The following is a 17289-nucleotide window of genomic DNA, read 5'->3' on the forward strand; positions in this document are numbered from 1 at the left end:
ACCGTCCGTGCCCACTACGGGGCGCTGCCTTCAATGGCTGGACGCGGACAGGTGGAAGGCGGGCGAAAGCCGGCCGGATCCGCGGCCCAAGTGGTCGCAGCCTGGCCCGGAAGTACGGTCCCCCGGACAGAATTCGCCGCGGTGGCGCGCCGAAAGGCGTTTGCGCGGTTGCGGCTTCGTCGCCGACGGCGAAGCGGATCGCGCCCATGCTACCCCTCGCGCCTTTCGGCGCGCTGCCCCCCTCGTGTTTTCGAGGGGTCTTCGCAAAGCTCGGACTCTTCGGAGCCGCGAGAATGCGAAATCATGGCTGTTTGAAATGTGCAGACGGCAGCGCGGAAACGCACGGCATGCTCACGGGCTTCTCCCGTCATTGCGAGGAGCGAAGCGACGAGGCAATCCAGAGTGGCACGCGCAAAAGAGCTGGATTGCTTCGTCGCAAGGGCTCCTCGCAATGACGGCCGCGAACGGCCGGCTACGCCTCGGCGGCCTTCACCAGTGCGACGATGTCGTCGCCGTAGTGTTCCAGCTTCTTGTCGCCGATGCCCGGGATGCCGCGCAGTTGCGCCAGCGAGGTCGGTCTGACGGTGGCGATGCCGTCCATGGTGGCGTCGTGCAGGATCACGTAGGCCGGCACGTTGCGCTTCTTGGCTTCTTCGGAGCGCCAGGCGCGCAGCACCGCGATCAGGTCGGGATCGCCGCTGTCGTTGCGCGGGGCGGCAAGGTCGCCGCGACGCGATTTGGCGCGCGGGGCGCGGCCGGCGCCGAGCGACTCTTCGCGCAGCATCACCTCGGTCTCGCCCTTCAGCACGCCGCGCGCGGCCTCGGTCAGCTTCAACGCACCGTAAGCCTCGCCGTCGGCGTAGAGATAGCCCAGCGCCACCAGTTGCCGCGTCACCGCGCGCCACTGCTTCTCGTTGAGGTCGGCGCCGATCCCGAACACCGAGAGCTGGTCGTGGCCGAACTGCTTGATCTTGTCGGTAAGCCGGCCGATCAGCACGTCGATCAGGTGTATCGCGCCGAAACGCTGTCCGGTACGATAGGCGCAGGACAGCATTTTTTGCGAGGCCACGCTGCCGTTCCAGACTTTTGGCGGCGACAGGCAGTTGTCGCAATTGCCGCAGGTGGTGCCGGGGACCACTTCCTCGCCGAAATAGCCGAGCAGTCTCGTGCGCCGGCAATGCACGGTCTCGGCCAGGCTGACCAGCGCGTCGAGCTTGCTGACGGACACCCGCTTGAAGGCTTCCGCGCCGGTGGACTCGTCGATCATGCGGCGCTGCTGCACGATGTCCGACAGGCCATAGGCCATCCAGGCATTGGACGGCTTGCCGTCGCGGCCGGCGCGGCCGGTCTCCTGGTAATAGGCCTCGATGCTCTTCGGCAGATCGAGATGGCAGACAAAGCGCACGTCGGGCTTGTCGATGCCCATGCCGAAGGCGACGGTGGCGACGATCACCACGCCGTCTTCGTTGATGAAGCGATCCTGGTTGCGGGCGCGGAGGTTGGCGTCGAGCCCGGCGTGGTAGGGCAGCGCCAGCACGCCGGCCTTGTTCAGCGCGATCGCGGTGTCCTCGACCTTGGCGCGCGACAGGCAGTACACGATGCCGGCTTCGCCTGCATGGCGCTCGGCAATGAAGGACAGCAACTGCTTCTGCGCGTTGGTCTTGTCGACGATTTCGTATTTGATGTTGGGCCGGTCGAACGAGGCGACGAAGCTCGGCGCGTCGGCGAGGCCCAGGCGGTGCACGATCTCCTGCCGGGTCAGATCATCGGCGGTCGCAGTCAGCGCGATGCGGGGCACGTTGGGGAAGCGCTCGGCGATGACCGACAGGCCAATGTACTCCGGACGAAAATCGTGGCCCCATTGCGACACGCAATGCGCCTCGTCGATGGCAAACAGCGCGATCTTCGCGCGGCCGAGCATCGCTAGGCAGCGCGGCGTCAACAGCCGTTCCGGCGCGACATAAAGCAGGTCGAGATCGCCCGCGAGCAGCCGCTGCTCGACCTCGTTGGCCTCGTCCCAGGACAACGTCGAATTCAGCACCGCCGCCTTGACGCCGGCTTCCAGCAGGCCCGCGACCTGGTCGCGCATCAGCGCGATCAGTGGCGACACCACGATGCCGCAGCCTTCGCGCAGCAACGACGGTAGTTGGTAGCACATCGATTTGCCGCCGCCGGTGGGCATCAGCACTAGGCAATTGCCGCCCGAGGTGACATGGCGGACGATCTGCTCCTGCTCGCCGCGAAATCCGGGCAGGCCGAACACCGAGTTCAGCACGGAAAGCGCGTTCGGGGCGATGGCAGGCTCGTCGGTGCGGGCGGAAGCTGTGGCGGAAACGGACATGCGGCAGGTCTATCCCTGATTCGTTGGTCCGGTATATCAGACACCGTCTCATTAGCGCGGTCGCATCCCCCGCCAAAGGGGTATAGACTGGCTTCGACGCTGCGCCTGCAAAGTCGGCTCAGGCTTTGCCGGCGTTGTTCCAAAAAATCGACGATGTCCGCCTATGTCCTTCATCCTGCGCATGTTTTCATGGCTTCTCCGCCGCCGTCGCGGCGCCGTTCCGCGTTGGCGGGCGGCCAATGAAAACGTGCTGTCGAAGTCCGCGCCACGTCCCCGCAAGGTCGGCAAAGCGCCGAGATGGACCGTGATGGTGCATGTCATCGCGCACGATCCGAAAGTGACGCTGCTCGGCCATCGCACCGCGCTGGAAGTCTGGAACCTGTCCGATCCCACCCGCCTCGCGTTCCTGTATCTGCAGCACGGCCGCCGGCTCCGGCTGCCGGCACCGGCCGCCATCGTGGAATTCGGCAAGGCGGCGCGCCGCGCGCAATCGTCGGATTGAGCTTCGTCACTGCCGTGGGAACTAACGCGGTTCCGGCCGATTGAGGGGCACCATCAACTACGAGGCCTGCGATGACCGACGACACTTTCATTGATGCCACGATCGACCCCACGCACGGCCGTGCGCACCGCGCCAAGGTAACGGCGCGCGACACCGCCGAAACCCGCGGCGACATCAACGAGATCCTCGGCCGGTCGGTCGATGGCCTGACCGGCGCGCTGGACTATGCTCGCCGTCCCGGCAAGCCGCTCGACACGGTCGCCCGGCTGACCCGCGATGCGCCGCTCGGCGCGCTGTTGGTGGCCTTCCTGGTCGGCGCGGCGTTCGCCCGGCGGCGCTGAGCGGATGGACGCTCGCGCGCCCGGCAAGCTCGATTTCAGCGATCCGGAAAACTTCGTCCGGATCCGCGGCGCCCGCGAGCACAATCTGAAAGACGTCTCGCTGGTGATTCCGCGCAACGCGCTGGTGGTCTTCACCGGCGTCTCCGGATCCGGCAAATCGTCGCTGGCGTTCGGCACGCTCTATGCGGAGGCGCAGCGTCGCTATCTGGAATCGGTGTCGCCCTATGCCAGGCGGCTGTTTAACCAGATGTCGATTCCGGAAGTCGATGAGATCGAGGGCCTGCCGCCGGCCGTGGCGTTGCAGCAGCAGCGGGGATCGCCGACCACGCGCTCCTCCGTCGGTAGCGTCACCACGCTGTCGAACCTGTTGCGCATGCTGTATTCGCGCGCCGGTGATTATCCACGCGGGCAAAAGCTGCTCTATGCCGAATCGTTTTCGCCGAACACGCCGGAGGGCGCCTGCGAGAGGTGCCATGGCATCGGCCGCGTTCACGAACTCACTGAAAAATCCATGGTGCCGGACGACACGCTGACCATCCGCGAACGCGCGATTGCGGCGTGGCCGACCGCCTGGGGCGGCCAGAACCTGCGCGATATCCTGGTCACGCTGGGCTACGACGTCGATACGCCGTGGCGCAAGCTGCCAAAGAAGGACCGCGACTGGATCCTGTTCACCGACGAGCAGCCGACGGTTCCGGTCTATGCCGGCTATACGCCGGCCGAAACGAAGCGTGCGCTGAAGCGCAAGGAAGAGCCGAGCTATCAGGGCACGTTTACCGGTGCCCGCAAATACGTGCTGCAGACGTTTGCGACGACGCAGAGCGCGATGATGAAGCGCCGCGTGGCGCAGTTCATGCTGGCGAGCGAATGCCCGGTGTGCCGCGGCAAGCGGCTGAAACCGGAAGCGCTGTCGGTCAAGTTCGCCGGGTTCGACATCGCCGAACTCTCGCGATTGCCGATGAAGCGCCTCGATACGCTGCTGCAGCCATATCTGGACGGTCACAACAAAGGCTCTGCCGCCCATCCGGAAAAGACGATCGTGATCCGCCGCATTGTCGAGGATCTGCATGCGCGGCTCGGCGTGTTGCTCGATCTCGGCCTCGGCTATCTCACGCCGGAGAGGAGCACACCGACGCTCTCTCCTGGCGAATTGCAGCGCCTGCGCTTGGCCACACAAGTCCGCTCCAACCTGTTCGGCGTGGTCTATGTGCTGGACGAGCCGTCCGCGGGCCTGCATCCCGCCGACACCGAAGCGCTGCTGCGGGCGCTGGACCGGCTGAAGGCCGCCGGCAATTCGCTGTTCGTGGTCGAGCACGAACTTGATGTAGTCCGTCATGCCGACTGGATCGTCGACGTCGGCCCAGGCGCCGGCGAGCACGGCGGCGAAGTGCTGTACAGCGGTCCGCCGCCCGGGCTCGCTGACGTCGCGGCGTCGCAAACGCGGCGCTATCTGTTCGCGCAAGGCGACAGGCCGGCGCGGTCGCCGCGCGAACCGCGCGACTGGCTGAAACTGCGCGGCGTCACCCGCAACAATCTCGATCGCCTCGACGTCGATATTCCTCTCGGCGTGTTCACCTCGGTGTCCGGCGTTTCCGGTTCCGGCAAATCCAGCCTGATCAGCCAGTTCCTGGTCGAGGCCGTCGCCGACCGTCTCGGCCAGCGCAGCGCGCCGACCGAGGAAGAGTCGGACGCGCTGGAGGCAACCGTGGCGACAATCGGTGGCGACATCGTCGCCGGAATGGACAACATCAAGCGGCTGGTGGTGGTCGATCAGAAGCCGATCGGCCGCACGCCGCGCTCGAATCTTGCCACCTATACCGGCCTGTTCGACCACGTCCGAAAATTGTTCGCCGCGACCAAGCAGGCCAAAGCCCGCCGCTACGACGCCGGGAGGTTCTCGTTCAATGTCGCCAAGGGGCGTTGCGAAACATGCCAGGGCGAAGGCTTCGTTTGCGTCGAGCTGCTGTTCCTGCCGTCCGTCTATGCACCATGTCCGACCTGCAAAGGCGCGCGATACAATGCCAGGACGCTGGAAATCAAGATCCGCGACAAGTCGATCGCGGATGTGCTGGGCATGACCGTTGACGCGGCCTACGGGTTCTTCGCCGAAGACCCCGCGCTGCAGCGTTCGCTCGGCGTGATCCGGGAGGTCGGCCTTGGTTATATCCGGCTCGGCCAATCCGCTACCGAACTGTCGGGCGGCGAGGCGCAGCGCATCAAGCTCGCCACCGAGTTGCAGCGCGCCCAGCGCGGCGCCACGCTCTATGTGCTGGACGAGCCGACCACAGGCCTGCATCCGTCCGACGTCGATAAATTGATCGAGCAGCTCGACGGGCTTATCGACTCCGGCAACACCGTGGTGGTGGTCGAGCACGACATGGACATGGTCGCGTCAAGCGATTTTGTGATCGACATCGGCCCCGGCGCGGGCGACGAAGGCGGCAAGGTGGTGGCCTGCGGTCCGCCAGCGAAAGTGGCCGCCGCGGCCGCAAGCCGCACCGCGAAATACCTCGCGCGGGTGCTGTCCGGTCATACTTGACGGCGCTGGCCCGAGCAGAGATGGTCGCCGCCCACCTCTTTTTTCGAACGAAAGACACCCGCATGATCAAGCGTCTCGTCCCCGGCAAGCGTCTCAGCCAGGCCGCCATCCATGGCAACACCGTCTATCTCGCCGGCCAGGTGCCGAACGATTACACCGGCTCCATCGAGGCGCAGACCACGGAAGTGCTCGCCAAGATCGATGCCCTGCTCAAGGAAGCCGGCACCGACAAGACCAAGATGCTGTCGGTCACGGTGTGGCTGCCCAGCATGGGCGATTTCGCCAAGTTCAACACCGTGTGGGATGCCTGGGTGCCGCAGGACAATACGCCGGCGCGCGCCTGCGTCGAGGCCCGCCTCGCCGATCCCTCGATCAAGGTCGAGATCGCCGTCATCGCAGCAATCGGCTGATGACCTCCGTTGCACTTGCGGTCGCCCCTAACGGCGGCCGCAAGGTCAAGGCCGACCATCCCGCCGTTCCGCTGACGCCGGCGGAACTGGCGGTCACCGCCGCGCGCTGCCTCGAGGCAGGTGCTTCGATGATCCACGCCCACGTCCGCGCCAGCGACGGGACGCATTTGCTCGATGCCGGCGCCTACCTGTCGGCGATCTCGGCCATCCGCGGCGCAGTTGGCGATCGGCTCGTGATCCAGATCACCTCCGAAGCGCTCGGCCGATATGCGCCGGCGCAGCAGCGCGCGGTGATCCGCGACGTCAGGCCGGAAGCCGCATCGTTGGCGCTGCGTGAACTGGTGCCCGATGCGTCGGAAGAGGGGGCCTTCGCCGAACTGCTCGGTTGGATGAAGCGCGAGGCGGTGACGCCACAAATCATACTCTACGATATCGAGGACGCGTTGCATCTCGTCGATTTCCGCAAGCGCGGCCTGGTGCCGTTCGAGCGGCTGCCGGTGCTGTTCGTACTCGGTCGCTACACTACGGGACAGACGTCGAACCCGCGCGACCTGCTGCCGTTTATTGATGCCGCCGCGCCGGTGTTCGAACATTGGAGCGTCTGCGCCTTCGGCGCGCAGGAAATAGCCTGTGTTACCACGGCAGCCTTGCTCGGCGGCCACGTCCGCGTCGGCTTCGAGAACAACGAGCTGCTACCCGACGGTTCACGCGCACAGGGCAACGAGGACTTGGTCGCCGCCGCGCGCCGCGCGATCGAGGCGGTGGGCCTGACCCACGCCACGGCCGACGATCTCAGGGCGGCGACGGCAAACTAACTATAGATTGCGCTTCAGCGTTTCCGACGGCAACTCGCCGAATTCCTTGCGATAGTCCCGCGCGAAGTGGCCAAGATTGGTGAAGCCGCACTCGAAGGCAACCCCGGTGACCGAGGTCTTGCGGTCGGGATCGGCCAGCCTGCGGTGCGCGGCGCGCAGGCGCGTCTGCTTGACGAACGTCATTGGCGTCATTCCGTGGGCTGAAAACTGCTTGTGGATACTGCGCGGACTGACGCCGTAGGCGGCGGCTATTTCGGGAATCGAGATCGGCTTTTGCACGTTGGCCTCGATATGCCGCATGGCATCACGCAGGATAGTCGATACTAGCTCGGGCTGCTTGCGGGTTTTCGCCGCGGTGATGTCGATGGTCGCGCCGATGACGTTGGTCACCTCGTTGGCGGAATTGATCACGCCTGTTGCCACGCCGCGCATCCAGCGGATCGCTCCGTCGGGCCCGACCACGCGATATTCATGCGAATAGGCTCCGCCGCTAAGTGCGCGCCTCATCTCTGACTTGACGGCTTTCCGGTCTTCGGGATGAACACTTTCAAGGAATTGCTCGACCGACGGTATGGGCGCTCCGTCCGGCATGCCGAACACTCGATTATAGCGCGGAGAGGTCTGCGATTTTCCCGACTTGACGTCCCAGTTCCAAGTCACCAGGTCGCCAAGTTGCTCCGCGGCGGCAAGCTGTTGCTGCAGGAACTTCTGTTCAGTGATGTCCTTGATAACGCCAGCGGTCCAGCGGATCTCACCGTTGCTGCCCCTGATCACCGACGCCGTGACGTCAGCCCACAGGATCATGCCATTTTTTTGCAAGTATCGCTTCTGAATCCTGTACGTTTCAATCTCTCCGCTCATCAAACGATGTTGCTGGACCAGATTGCGTTCGCGATCGTCCGGGTGCGTCAGTTCGATGAACGGGACCCGTTCGCGCCGCAGTTCGTCGGGTGTATAACCGAGGATGCGACTGCATTCCTTGTTGGCGTAGATGATGCGGCCGTGTGGATCAACCAGCGAAATGCCGACCGACAGGCTATCGAGGAAAGCCTTCGGCAGCGTCCCGATCATTTCAAGTTCAACTGCAGGCATGGATCAACTTACACTATTTGAAAAATAATGATTCGAATGACTTCAATATTCTACGATCGAAACTGGAGGCACACACGGAAGTTCACTCATGGAACGCAGCGCAAACCAAAATTGCGCATGCGCATTCAAGTTCCGTAGATAAGATACACGCTCTAGATGCAAGGCTTCGTTGCTGCACCGGAGATAGTGGCATGATGATCGCAATATCTCCGATTCCGTTTGCTGCGCAAGTCAGTAATTGAGCGAAGGCGGCGGCGAACGGCGTAACTACTCTCTTACGCCGTTCCGGTATTTCAAGGGTGCTGAGCGGTAGCCAGAAGCGACTTCGCGTTTGCGAGCAGTCGAAACTCCCGCCCTCCGATTTGAAGACGATACCTATTGCGAGAGGAATTGAAGGTGGGAAACCTATTTCATCTGCCGGTTGCCGCGCGCCCGGAGCAGCCGCAGGCGGCGGTCGCGGCCGACATCTCCATCGGCCTTGCCGACAAGGGCAGAAAGCTTGAAGTAGCGATTGATGCAATCGGCTGTTGCGTGAAGGCCTGCGAAGATGTTGCACGGAAGATCGGGGACCCTTTCGTGCGTGCCAGTTTGCAGCTGGAAGCGAAGCACCTTCGCGGCCAGTTGCTGATCGCTTCCATCGAACTTGCCCAGCTCAACCTCGCCTGCCTCAGGGCGAACCGTAGCTCATCGGGACAACCACCCGCGCGCACGCCGGACTGATCAGACTCAACTTGCGGAATCGTGCGTCGCCCACCGTCGATGCAATTGGAGAATGTGCGACATGAAAATACGCCTGACGATATCGCGTGCCATATTGATTTTCGGTCTCGCGACCGCCCTGGGCCTCGGGGCCATCATCGCCACCAGCATCTACGGGCTGACTCAACTCAAGGTCGGTGGCCCGCTGTACGACAAGATCAAGCTTGGCAACGACCTGGTCGCGGACATCCTGCCGCCGCCGGAGTATGTGATAGAGGCCTACCTCGAAGCCACGTTGGCGCTGCAGAATCCGGCTTCCTTGGCCGGGCGCTCCGAGCGGCTGACGCAACTGAAGAAGGACTACGACGAACGTCGCGAGTTCTGGTCGAAGTCGGATCTCGATCCAGCCACCAAGACACGACTGGTCGAGCAATCCGACCGCGAGGTAATGCGCTTCTGGAGTGTGGTGCAGCAGGAACTGCTGCCGGCGCTCGCCAAGGGGGATGCCCGGGCCGCGACGGCTGCCCATGCGGGGATCACCGAGGCCTATAGCGCGCATCGTGCGATCATCGACGATATCGTCAAGCGCACCAACGACGACAATGCGGCCACCGAGGCGGCGGCGACGGGGCGGGTCACCACCCTGACGCAGCTTCTGTGGATCGTGTCGGCAATCGTCTCCGTCGTTATTTGCGGGGGAATCATCGGGGTAGCCCGCGGCGTCATCCGACCGATCATGGGCATGACCGGTGTCATGCAGCGTCTCGCCGATGGCGACCTGGAGGTCGCTGTGCCGTCGCTTGGCCGCAAGGATGAGGTGGGTGCGATGGCCCGCACGGTCCAGGTGTTCAAGGAAAATGCGCTGCGCGTCCGCGTCATGGAGGCCGATCAGGCCTCCCTCAAGCGCAAGAGCGAGGAAGACCGCAAGGCGGCGATGCGGCAGGTCGCTGACGGCTTCGACCAGGCGATTGGACAGATCGTACAGACGGTGTCGACGGCATCATCCGAGATCGAATCGGCAGCCGGCAGCCTGACCAAGACGGCCGAGGTCACCCATTCGCTCTCCGCCAGGGTGGCGGCCGCCTCCGCACAATCGTCGGCCAATGCACAATCCGCTGCGGCCGCATCGGAGGAAATGGCGTCGTCGGTGTCGGAGATCGGTCGTCAGGTCCAGGAATCGCACAAGATATCCCGCGCTGCTGTCCATCAGGCAGAGCAAACCAACGCGCGGATTGCGGAATTGTCGCAATCGGCCAACCGTATCGGCGAAGTGGTCAAGCTGATCGGCGCGGTGGCCGAGCAGACCAACCTGCTGGCGCTCAATGCGACCATTGAGGCCGCGCGTGCCGGCGAGGCCGGCCGCGGCTTCGCCGTTGTGGCTTCCGAGGTCAAGGCGCTGGCTGCGCAGACCGCCAAGGCCACGGAGGAAATCAGCGAGCAAATCGCGCAGATGCAGTCGGCCACCAACGCCTCAGTGACGGCGATCCGCGAAATCGGCACCACCATTGGCCAGATTTCGGAGATCTCCAATGCCATCGCCGCGGCGGTGGAGGAGCAAGGCGCCGCCACCCAGGAGATTTCCCGCAGCGTGCAGCAGACGGCCGAAGGCGCGAACGAGGTCGCGAGTTCCATCGCCGACGTCAGCCGCGGCGCATCGGACACCGGTGCGGCGTCCGAGCAGGTGCACGGGCTGGCCTGCTCGCTGATGTCCGAAAGCAACCATCTGCAGGACGAGGTGCAGAAATTCCTGGCGGCGATACGCGCGGCCTGAGGCGGTGCGCGCTCACTCCGCAGGCTGATCGAACCACGGCCATTCTGCACCGCCCGGATGCGTCACGGCGCCGCCTGGCGCCTGGCCGACCACGCGGGCGTATTTCCACAGCGCGCCGGCGCGGTGCCGCGGCGGACGTTGTACCCACGCCGCCTTGCGCGCGGCGAATTCGGCGTCGTCGATCAACAGGTCCATGCGCTTGGCCGGGGCGTCGATGCGAATCCTGTCGCCCTCGCGCACCAGTGCCAGCGGCCCGCCGATGAAGGCCTCCGGCGAGACATAGCCGATGCACATGCCCCTCGTGGCGCCGGAGAAGCGGCCGTCGGTGATCAGCGCCACCTTCTCGCCCATGCCCTGGCCGTAGATCAGCGCGGTGACGCCGAGCATCTCGCGCATGCAGGGGCCGCCGACCGGACCCTCGTTGCGGATCACCAGCACGTCGCCCTCGCCATATTCCTGCGCTTTCACCGCAGCGACGCAGGCTTCCTCGTCCTCGAACACCCGCGCGGTGCCCTCGAACACCGTTTTCTTGAGCCCGGCGACCTTGATCACCGCGCCATCCGGAGCCAGGTTGCCTTTCAGCACGGCGACGCCGCCGTCCGGCAGGATCGGCTTTGCCGCGGTGTAGATGATCTCGCCATCGGCCTTGTTGGCGTTGCCGTATTCCTCGGCGATGGTCTTGCCGGTGATGGTGAGGCACGTGCCGTCGATGTGTCCGCTCTCGACCAGCGCGCGAATGATCACCGCCGTGCCGCCGATGTCATAGACATCCTTGGCGACATATTTGCCGCCCGGCCGTAGGTTGCCGATCAGCGGCGTGCGCGAAAACACCTCACCGACATCGTCGATGGTGAACGCAATGCCGGCCTCGTTGGCGATCGCCGGCAGGTGCAGCGCCGCATTGGTCGAACCGCCGGTGGCGGCGACGATGGCGGCGCCGTTCTCCAACGATTTCCGCGTCACCAACTCGCGCGGCAGCGGGCCGCGCTTGTGCAGCATCTCCATGATCAGGCGGCCGGCGCGGCGGGCATAATGCGCGCGCTCCGCATAGACGCCGGGCACCATCGAGACGTTGGGCATGGTCAGTCCCATCGCCTCGGAAACCATCGCCATGGTGTTGGCGGTGAACTGGCCCGCGCAGGCGCCGATGGTCGGCAGGCAGGCACGCTCGATGGCTTCCAGTTCGGCGGCGTCGATGTCGCCTGTCATGAACGCCCCGACGGCCTCGTAGGAATCCAGCGCGGTGAGGGTCTTGCCGTTGTGCTTGCCGGGCAGCGAACTGCCGCCATAGATGAAGATCGACGGTACGTTGCAGCGAACCATCCCCATGATCACGCCGGGCAGCGTCTTGTCACAGCCGCCGAAGCCGATCAGCGCGTCGTAAGCGAGCCCTTGCACGACGGCCTCGATGGAATCGGCAATGATCTCGCGCGACAGCAGCGAGAACTTCATGCCCTCATGGTTCATGCTGATGCCGTCGGACACCGAGATGGTGGAGAATTCACGCGGCGTACCGCCGGCCTCCGTAATCCCGACCTTGGCGGCATCGACCTGGAAGTCATGGGTCATGTTGCAGGGCGTCTGTTCGCCCTTCATGCTGACCACGCCGATCATCGGCTTGGCAATGGCCTCGTCGTCGAGGCCCATCGCGCGCATGAAGGCGCGGTGCGGCGCGCGGTCCAGTCCATCGGTGGTAACGCGGGAACGCCATTTATTCATGGGGTGGCTTTCAGAATTGACTTGAACTGATTTGGGAGTTTATGCGCGCAAGTCCGGCGCGGAAAGCACCGCAGAAGCGGCTCGCTCTTCTTCCTTCTCCCCTTGTGGGAGAAAGTGACGCGGACGAAGCCCGCTTCGGATGAAGGGTAGTCACAGAGCGTAACAATACCCCTCAACCGGCCACGCTCGCGCGCGGCCACCCTCTCCCACGAGGGGAGAGGGAAGCAAGTAAGCAAGCGCAGCCTACTGGATCGGCGCAACGATGGTTGGGTGCTTGAACTGCATCACGTCCATCTTCGGCAACATGCCGGCCTCGGTGTAGATGTCGAGCATCTTCTGCATCGCCGGGAAATTCGGCGCGGCGCCGGGATCACGCGCGAAATCGTTCTCTTTCAGCAGATAGGTCTCCAGCACCGGGATCGGCGCCTTCATGACTTCGTTGACGACCTTCAGCGTCTCCTCGCGGTTGGCCAGCGCCTTCTTCATGCCGAGCGTGATGTCGGACACATAGGCCTTGGCAATTTCCGGGTTCTTGTCGACGAAGTCGGCGCGGCAGGCTTCGAGGATGTGCACGATGTTCGGCATCGCCTCGTTCAGCGAGAACAGCTTTCGCGTGCCGCCCTTGGCTTCCATGCGCGCGGCGAAAGGCTGGTTCATGTTGATGGCATCGACCCGGCCCTGGCGCAGCGCGTCCTCGGAGGCGGCGAAGCCGATCTCGACCAGCTTGATGTCCTTCTCGGGATCGACGCCGGCGCCCTTCAGCAGCATCTTGAACGGTCCGTAAGTGCCGCCGCCGATGACGGAGATGCCGACATTCTTGCCCTTGAGGTCGGCGATAGTCTTGATCGGGGAGTCATCCTTCACCGCCCAGTACACCGAGAAGCTGCCCGGCTTTTCCGAGACGTGCTGCGCGACGATATAGGCTTTCAGGTTGCCGCCATTGACGCCGTTGGCGAGCGACAGCACGCCCTGGGTGGCGCAATCCAGTGCCCCGGCGGCGAGTGCCTGGGTCATCGGCGAGGTGCCCTGGAACTGCGTCCATTCGATATTGTAGACCTTGCCGAGGTTGGTGAATTCGGTCGGGCGCTTCATCATCCAGTATTTGGATTCTTCCGCCGGAATGGTCCAGCCGACCTTGATGGTCGGGATCGCCTGCGCGTGCGCTGCACCAACGCTGGCCATTGCGCTTGCCGCGACGGCAGCCGCGATCATCCATTTCGAAGAACTCAGCTTCATGCCCGCTCACTCCATTGATGATGGCCAGGCCGGCCATCGAAAGCCCCGCTGGGCAAAGCCTTTCATGCTTCAAACAATCAGGCAAGTGATCACCCTGCCCAACAATCATTCGCGCGCTGGCGCAATTGGGGGCAGCCGATCGGCCGATGATATCACCGTTGATGCGGCGCGAGCGGCATCGTAGACAGCCCGCAAGTGCAGGGCGACGGCGTCTCGGGGGTCGGTGCCTTGCATGACCACGGCATGAGAGAGAGCGGCGATGACGCAGGCAGCGGGCGAACAGGAACAACTCGGCTATCTCGGGCTCGGCCTGATGGGTCTGCCGATGACGCGGCGGCTGCTCGATGCCGGCCATGACGTGACGGTATGGAATCGCTCTCCGGGCAAGGCCGCCGCCCTGGTGGAAGCCGGCGCCCGGGCCGCGACGACGCCGGCGCAGGTGGCCGCCCATGCCAGCATCATCTTCATGTGCCTCACCGACGCCGCCGCCGTGGAACAGGTGGTATTCGGGGAGAACGGCCTGGCCGGCGTGCCGGGCGCGGGCAGGCTGGTGGTCGATTTTTCCTCGATCCATCCCGATGCCGCGCGGCGGATCGCCACGCGGCTGAAGGCGGCCAACGGCATGGCCTGGATCGACGCGCCGGTGTCCGGCGGCACCAAGGGCGCCGTCGAGGGCACGCTGGCGATCATGGCCGGCGGCGACGCCGCCGATATCGAACGCGTGCGGCCCTATATCCTGACGATGGCGCGCGGCTTCACCCATATGGGCCCGACCGGCGCCGGGCAGACCACAAAGCTCTGCAACCAGGTGATTGTCGGCTGCGCCATGGCGGTGCTGGCGGAGGCGACGCGGCTCGCCGTCAATGCCGGCATCGACGCCGTCCGGCTGCCGGAGGCGCTGGCCGGCGGTTTCGCGGATTCGATCCCGCTGCAACTGTTCGTGCCGCGCATGGTGCAGGGCATCCACTCGCCGCCGCTCGGCCATATCGCGACCATGCTGAAGGATCTCGATACGGTCGTCGATGTCGCCCATGACACCCAGACACCGGTGCCGATGGCCGCGCTCGCCGCGCAACTGTTCCGGATGGCGGCGGCGAACCGCGGCGCCGATGCCGACGCGCTGGAAATCTACAAGCTGTCGGCGCCCCAAGCATGAAGGTTCTCGTCATCGGCGCGGCCGGCATGATCGGCCGCAAGCTGTGCGAGCGCCTGCTGCGCGATGGCCGCATCGGCAGCAGGGACATCACCGACCTCGTGATGGCGGATGCCGTCGCCAGCGATCTTGGCGCCGGCGTTGCCTTCGCGCGCCACGTCGTGGTCGACCTCGCGAAACCCGATGCGTCGATGACGCTGCTAGCGTCACGGCCCGACGTGATCTTTCACCTTGCCGCGATCGTGTCCGGCGAGGCCGAACAGGATTTCGACAAGGGCTACGCCGTCAATCTCGACGGCACCCGCGCCTTGTTCGAGGCAATTCGCGCACTCGAGCACTACGAGCCCCGCGTCGTCTACACCTCGTCCATCGCCGTGTTCGGCGCGCCATACAATGGCGCCATCGCCGATGACTTCTTTCATACGCCGCTGTCGAGCTACGGCACCCAGAAGGCGATCTGCGAGTTGCTGCTCGCCGACTACAGCCGCCGCGGCTTTCTCGACGGCATCGGCCTGCGGCTGCCGAACATCTGCGTGCGACCGGGCAAGCCCAACGCCGCGTCGTCCGGTTTCTTCTCGAATATTATCCGCGAGCCGCTCGCCGGCCGCGAGGCGGTGCTGCCGGTGGCGGACAGTGTTGGGCAGACCCACGCCAGCCCACGCGCGACGGTGGAATTTCTGCTGCACGCCGCGACGTTGCAGAGCGAACAGCTTGGCGCGCGTCGCACGCTGATGATGCCTGGTGTGCCGGCCTCGGTGGCCGAGCAGATCGCGGCATTGCGTCGTGTCGCGGGCGACGCCGTTGTCGCGCGCATCAGACACGTGCCCGATCCTGTCATCATGGCGATGGTCGCGGGGTGGCCCGCGCATTTCGACACGCCGCGTGCGCTGGCGCTGGGTTTCAGGGCGGAGGCTTGTTTCGATGACATCATCCGTACACACATCGATGATGATCTCGGTGGCACTTTTGTGCGCTAGCCGGTAAGCAAACAATCATGGCGCGAGATATCATATTGGCGGCAGGTGGCATCGTGGTGCAGCGGGCGGAGCCGCCGCGGTTCGCGGTGGTGTGCCTGCGCAAGCGCGCCGACTGGGTACTGCCGAAAGGCAAGCTCGACCTTGGCGAGACGCCGCGCGCGGCGGCGCAACGCGAGGTGCTCGAAGAGACCGGCCACGAAGTCACGATCGGGGAATTTCTCGGCACGCTGGCCTATCCAATCGGCGCTGGAACCAAGGTCGTGCATTACTGGTGGATGGAGGCGGGCGCGGAGCCCTCGCGCAAGCTGATGAAGGACGTTACCGCGGTGGAATGGCTGCCGCTCGACGACGCGCTGGCGCGGCTCAGCCGCAGCCACGAACAGGCCTTCCTGGCGCAAGTCGGGCCACTGGCCATCGCTGCGATGGCGGGCACCGCGCGCGAGGCGAGCGAAGGCCAGATGGACCCGCATCCCTATGTGGCCGCACCGCCGCGCGTCAAGAAGCCGAAGACGCTCCTCGAGAAATTCTGGCGCTGGCTGGGCAGCTAAAGCTCAATCACGTGATCGGCGGCCGCGGCCATTTCGCCTCACCACGCTCCATCACAAAGCGATAGTCGAGCGCATACCACGGCGCCACCACGTCGGATTCGGTCGGATGCGCTTCGTCGTGGCGCGCAAAGTGTCCGATCAAAGCCTGCGTGACGCCAAATTGTACGTCGCTGTCGAGGTTGACGTCATCGTCGGCATAGACCTGCGAGATCAGCGTCTTGAAGCCTGGCTTGTAGATCAGCGCATGGACATGCGCAGGCCGGAACGGATGCCGGTTCTGCGCGTCCAGCAATCGGCCGACCACGCCGTCGGTAGGGATTGGATAGCCGGCCGGCTTGACCGAGCGAAACCAGAACCGGCCCTCGGGGTCGGTGCTGAACTTGCCGCGCAGGTTGAAGTTCTCCTGTGCGGGGTCCTGGTTCTCGTACAACCCGACCGGCGAGGAGTGCCAGATATCGACTTCGGCATTGGCGACCGGCGCGCCGCTTTTGTCGTGCACCACGGCCGTCATGAACATCGCTGGCCCCGGGGTCAGCGAGCGAACGATCGATCCGCCATTCTCAACGCGCGGCGAATTCAGCCGCCAGAACGGCCCGAGCAGGCTTTGCGAGGTCTCGGTGGTGCCGTTGTCGCCGTTGTTGAGCAGGCAGACGAGTGACGACACGCCGAGCGATCCCGCCATCAGGACGGCCTCGTTGTGGGTTTCCGTGGTCCGCTGCCCGATCTCGTTGAGAATCGCCGCGGCGTCGCGGAATTCCTCTTCGGTGAGACGGACCTCGCGGACGAAGGCGTGGACGTGAGTGACCAGCGACAGCATGATCTGCCGCAGGCGCGGGTTCGTCGTCCGGGCCATCACGTCGAGCACAGCCGGCGTGATATCTTCCTGTCGCGTGATGGTCATGGTGCGCTCCCGCGGCCAGGCGCCGTTGATCGCGCCTTCATCGCCCTAGCGGCGGTCATACCGTAATTTCGTGGTTGCCCTCAATGGTGGCGTCGTATGGCCAGAGCAGCTACGCGCTGCGCACGATCACGCCGTACCAACCCAGTCCCTTGTAGGTCTCGTAGCCTGGCGTCGCATGGAACGCGACCAGCGCGCCGGAGCGGTCGTGATAAAAGCCGCTGCGGCCGCCGTTCAAGGCCAGCGAG

Annotated in this window: 15 protein-coding genes and 1 pseudogene; 10 read left to right on the forward strand and 6 right to left on the reverse strand. The window is 64.7% G+C overall.

The genetic code is table 11. The annotated features are described in order from the left end of the window. Positions 1-472: 472 nt before the first annotated feature. The gene (gene recQ / locus JWR89_RS11635) at positions 473-2341 is read right to left on the reverse strand and encodes a DNA helicase RecQ (protein ID WP_299715967.1); all 1869 of its coding nucleotides are present in this window, start codon (positions 2339-2341) and stop codon (positions 473-475) included. Between the two features lie 163 nt (positions 2342-2504). On the opposite strand from recQ, the gene JWR89_RS11640 reads away from it, so the two are divergent. The 5 genes from JWR89_RS11640 (at position 2505) to JWR89_RS11660 (ending at position 6948) form a co-directional block, all read left to right on the forward strand. After that, positions 2505-2843 (forward strand): hypothetical protein, encoded by a 339-nt coding sequence (locus JWR89_RS11640; protein WP_299715970.1) that lies wholly within the window; start codon positions 2505-2507, stop codon positions 2841-2843. Between the two features lie 71 nt (positions 2844-2914). Beyond that, positions 2915-3184: a hypothetical protein gene (locus JWR89_RS11645; RefSeq protein ID WP_299715973.1), complete on the forward strand. Its 270-nt coding sequence runs from the start codon at positions 2915-2917 to the stop codon at positions 3182-3184. Positions 3185-3188: 4 nt separating this feature from the next. Continuing rightward, entirely contained in the window at positions 3189-5723 is a 2535-nt protein-coding gene (gene uvrA, locus JWR89_RS11650) for an excinuclease ABC subunit UvrA (protein ID WP_299715976.1), read from the forward strand. 62 nt (positions 5724-5785) lie between these two features. Then, a complete protein-coding gene (locus tag JWR89_RS11655; RefSeq protein WP_299715979.1) occupies positions 5786-6133 on the forward strand; it encodes a RidA family protein in 348 nt (115 codons plus the stop codon). Next, the gene (locus JWR89_RS11660; protein WP_299715982.1) at positions 6133-6948 is read left to right on the forward strand and encodes a 3-keto-5-aminohexanoate cleavage protein; all 816 of its coding nucleotides are present in this window, start codon (positions 6133-6135) and stop codon (positions 6946-6948) included. Before JWR89_RS11655 ends, JWR89_RS11660 begins: the two co-directional genes overlap by 1 nt. Here JWR89_RS11660 and JWR89_RS11665 read toward each other — a convergent pair whose 3' ends face one another. Then, positions 6949-8040, reverse strand: coding sequence for a PAS domain-containing protein (locus JWR89_RS11665; protein ID WP_299715985.1), 1092 nt, complete (start codon positions 8038-8040; stop codon positions 6949-6951). Between the two features lie 390 nt (positions 8041-8430). Between JWR89_RS11665 and JWR89_RS11670 the strand changes: the two genes are divergently transcribed. Together JWR89_RS11670 and JWR89_RS11675 are read left to right on the forward strand one after the other, a co-directional pair. Beyond that, the gene (locus tag JWR89_RS11670; protein WP_299715988.1) at positions 8431-8760 is read left to right on the forward strand and encodes a hypothetical protein; all 330 of its coding nucleotides are present in this window, start codon (positions 8431-8433) and stop codon (positions 8758-8760) included. Positions 8761-8821: 61 nt separating this feature from the next. Then, a complete protein-coding gene (locus tag JWR89_RS11675; protein WP_299716009.1) occupies positions 8822-10510 on the forward strand; it encodes a methyl-accepting chemotaxis protein in 1689 nt (562 codons plus the stop codon). 12 nt (positions 10511-10522) lie between these two features. Here the strand turns inward: JWR89_RS11675 and ilvD are convergent, their stop codons facing one another. Both ilvD and JWR89_RS11685 read right to left on the reverse strand, forming a co-directional pair. Then, a complete protein-coding gene (gene ilvD, locus JWR89_RS11680) occupies positions 10523-12229 on the reverse strand; it encodes a dihydroxy-acid dehydratase (protein ID WP_299715990.1) in 1707 nt (568 codons plus the stop codon). Between the two features lie 243 nt (positions 12230-12472). Then, the gene (locus JWR89_RS11685; protein ID WP_299715993.1) at positions 12473-13465 is read right to left on the reverse strand and encodes an ABC transporter substrate-binding protein; all 993 of its coding nucleotides are present in this window, start codon (positions 13463-13465) and stop codon (positions 12473-12475) included. A 259-nt stretch (positions 13466-13724) separates the two neighbouring features. On the opposite strand from JWR89_RS11685, the gene JWR89_RS11690 reads away from it, so the two are divergent. From JWR89_RS11690 to JWR89_RS11700, 3 genes are read left to right on the forward strand one after another with little or no spacing between them, the layout of a single operon-like run. Next, a complete protein-coding gene (locus JWR89_RS11690; protein WP_299715997.1) occupies positions 13725-14621 on the forward strand; it encodes an NAD(P)-dependent oxidoreductase in 897 nt (298 codons plus the stop codon). Next, positions 14618-15595: a D-erythronate dehydrogenase gene (denD, locus tag JWR89_RS11695; RefSeq protein WP_299716000.1), complete on the forward strand. Its 978-nt coding sequence runs from the start codon at positions 14618-14620 to the stop codon at positions 15593-15595. Before JWR89_RS11690 ends, denD begins: the two co-directional genes overlap by 4 nt. Positions 15596-15612: 17 nt before the next feature. Then, positions 15613-16143: an NUDIX hydrolase gene (locus JWR89_RS11700; RefSeq protein WP_299716003.1), complete on the forward strand. Its 531-nt coding sequence runs from the start codon at positions 15613-15615 to the stop codon at positions 16141-16143. 7 nt (positions 16144-16150) lie between these two features. Here the strand turns inward: JWR89_RS11700 and JWR89_RS11705 are convergent, their stop codons facing one another. Next, on the reverse strand, positions 16151-17044 hold the full coding sequence (locus JWR89_RS11705) for a dioxygenase (RefSeq protein ID WP_299716006.1): 894 nt from the start codon (positions 17042-17044) through the stop codon (positions 16151-16153). A gap of 109 nt (positions 17045-17153) precedes the next feature. Then, positions 17154-17289: pseudogene (locus JWR89_RS11710) on the reverse strand (methyl-accepting chemotaxis protein); the annotation flags it as partial.

Source organism: Tardiphaga sp., assembly GCF_028290785.1.
Lineage (GTDB): Bacteria > Pseudomonadota > Alphaproteobacteria > Rhizobiales > Xanthobacteraceae > Tardiphaga.

What these genes read in the sequence shown, in the direction of transcription:
- JWR89_RS11665 (WP_299715985.1), bottom strand. Translation starts at nt 8,040, where the DNA reads ATGCCTGCAGTTGAACTTGAAATGATCGGGACGCTGCCGAAGGCTTTC.
- JWR89_RS11655 (WP_299715979.1), top strand. Translation starts at nt 5,786, where the DNA reads ATGATCAAGCGTCTCGTCCCCGGCAAGCGTCTCAGCCAGGCCGCCATC.
- JWR89_RS11705 (WP_299716006.1), bottom strand. Translation starts at nt 17,044, where the DNA reads ATGACCATCACGCGACAGGAAGATATCACGCCGGCTGTGCTCGACGTG.
- JWR89_RS11640 (WP_299715970.1), top strand. Translation starts at nt 2,505, where the DNA reads ATGTCCTTCATCCTGCGCATGTTTTCATGGCTTCTCCGCCGCCGTCGC.
- JWR89_RS11675 (WP_299716009.1), top strand. Translation starts at nt 8,822, where the DNA reads ATGAAAATACGCCTGACGATATCGCGTGCCATATTGATTTTCGGTCTC.
- denD (WP_299716000.1), top strand. Translation starts at nt 14,618, where the DNA reads ATGAAGGTTCTCGTCATCGGCGCGGCCGGCATGATCGGCCGCAAGCTG.
- uvrA (WP_299715976.1), top strand. Translation starts at nt 3,189, where the DNA reads ATGGACGCTCGCGCGCCCGGCAAGCTCGATTTCAGCGATCCGGAAAAC.
- JWR89_RS11660 (WP_299715982.1), top strand. Translation starts at nt 6,133, where the DNA reads ATGACCTCCGTTGCACTTGCGGTCGCCCCTAACGGCGGCCGCAAGGTC.
- recQ (WP_299715967.1), bottom strand. Translation starts at nt 2,341, where the DNA reads ATGTCCGTTTCCGCCACAGCTTCCGCCCGCACCGACGAGCCTGCCATC.
- JWR89_RS11685 (WP_299715993.1), bottom strand. Translation starts at nt 13,465, where the DNA reads ATGAAGCTGAGTTCTTCGAAATGGATGATCGCGGCTGCCGTCGCGGCA.
- JWR89_RS11645 (WP_299715973.1), top strand. Translation starts at nt 2,915, where the DNA reads ATGACCGACGACACTTTCATTGATGCCACGATCGACCCCACGCACGGC.
- ilvD (WP_299715990.1), bottom strand. Translation starts at nt 12,229, where the DNA reads ATGAATAAATGGCGTTCCCGCGTTACCACCGATGGACTGGACCGCGCG.
- JWR89_RS11690 (WP_299715997.1), top strand. Translation starts at nt 13,725, where the DNA reads ATGACGCAGGCAGCGGGCGAACAGGAACAACTCGGCTATCTCGGGCTC.
- JWR89_RS11700 (WP_299716003.1), top strand. Translation starts at nt 15,613, where the DNA reads ATGGCGCGAGATATCATATTGGCGGCAGGTGGCATCGTGGTGCAGCGG.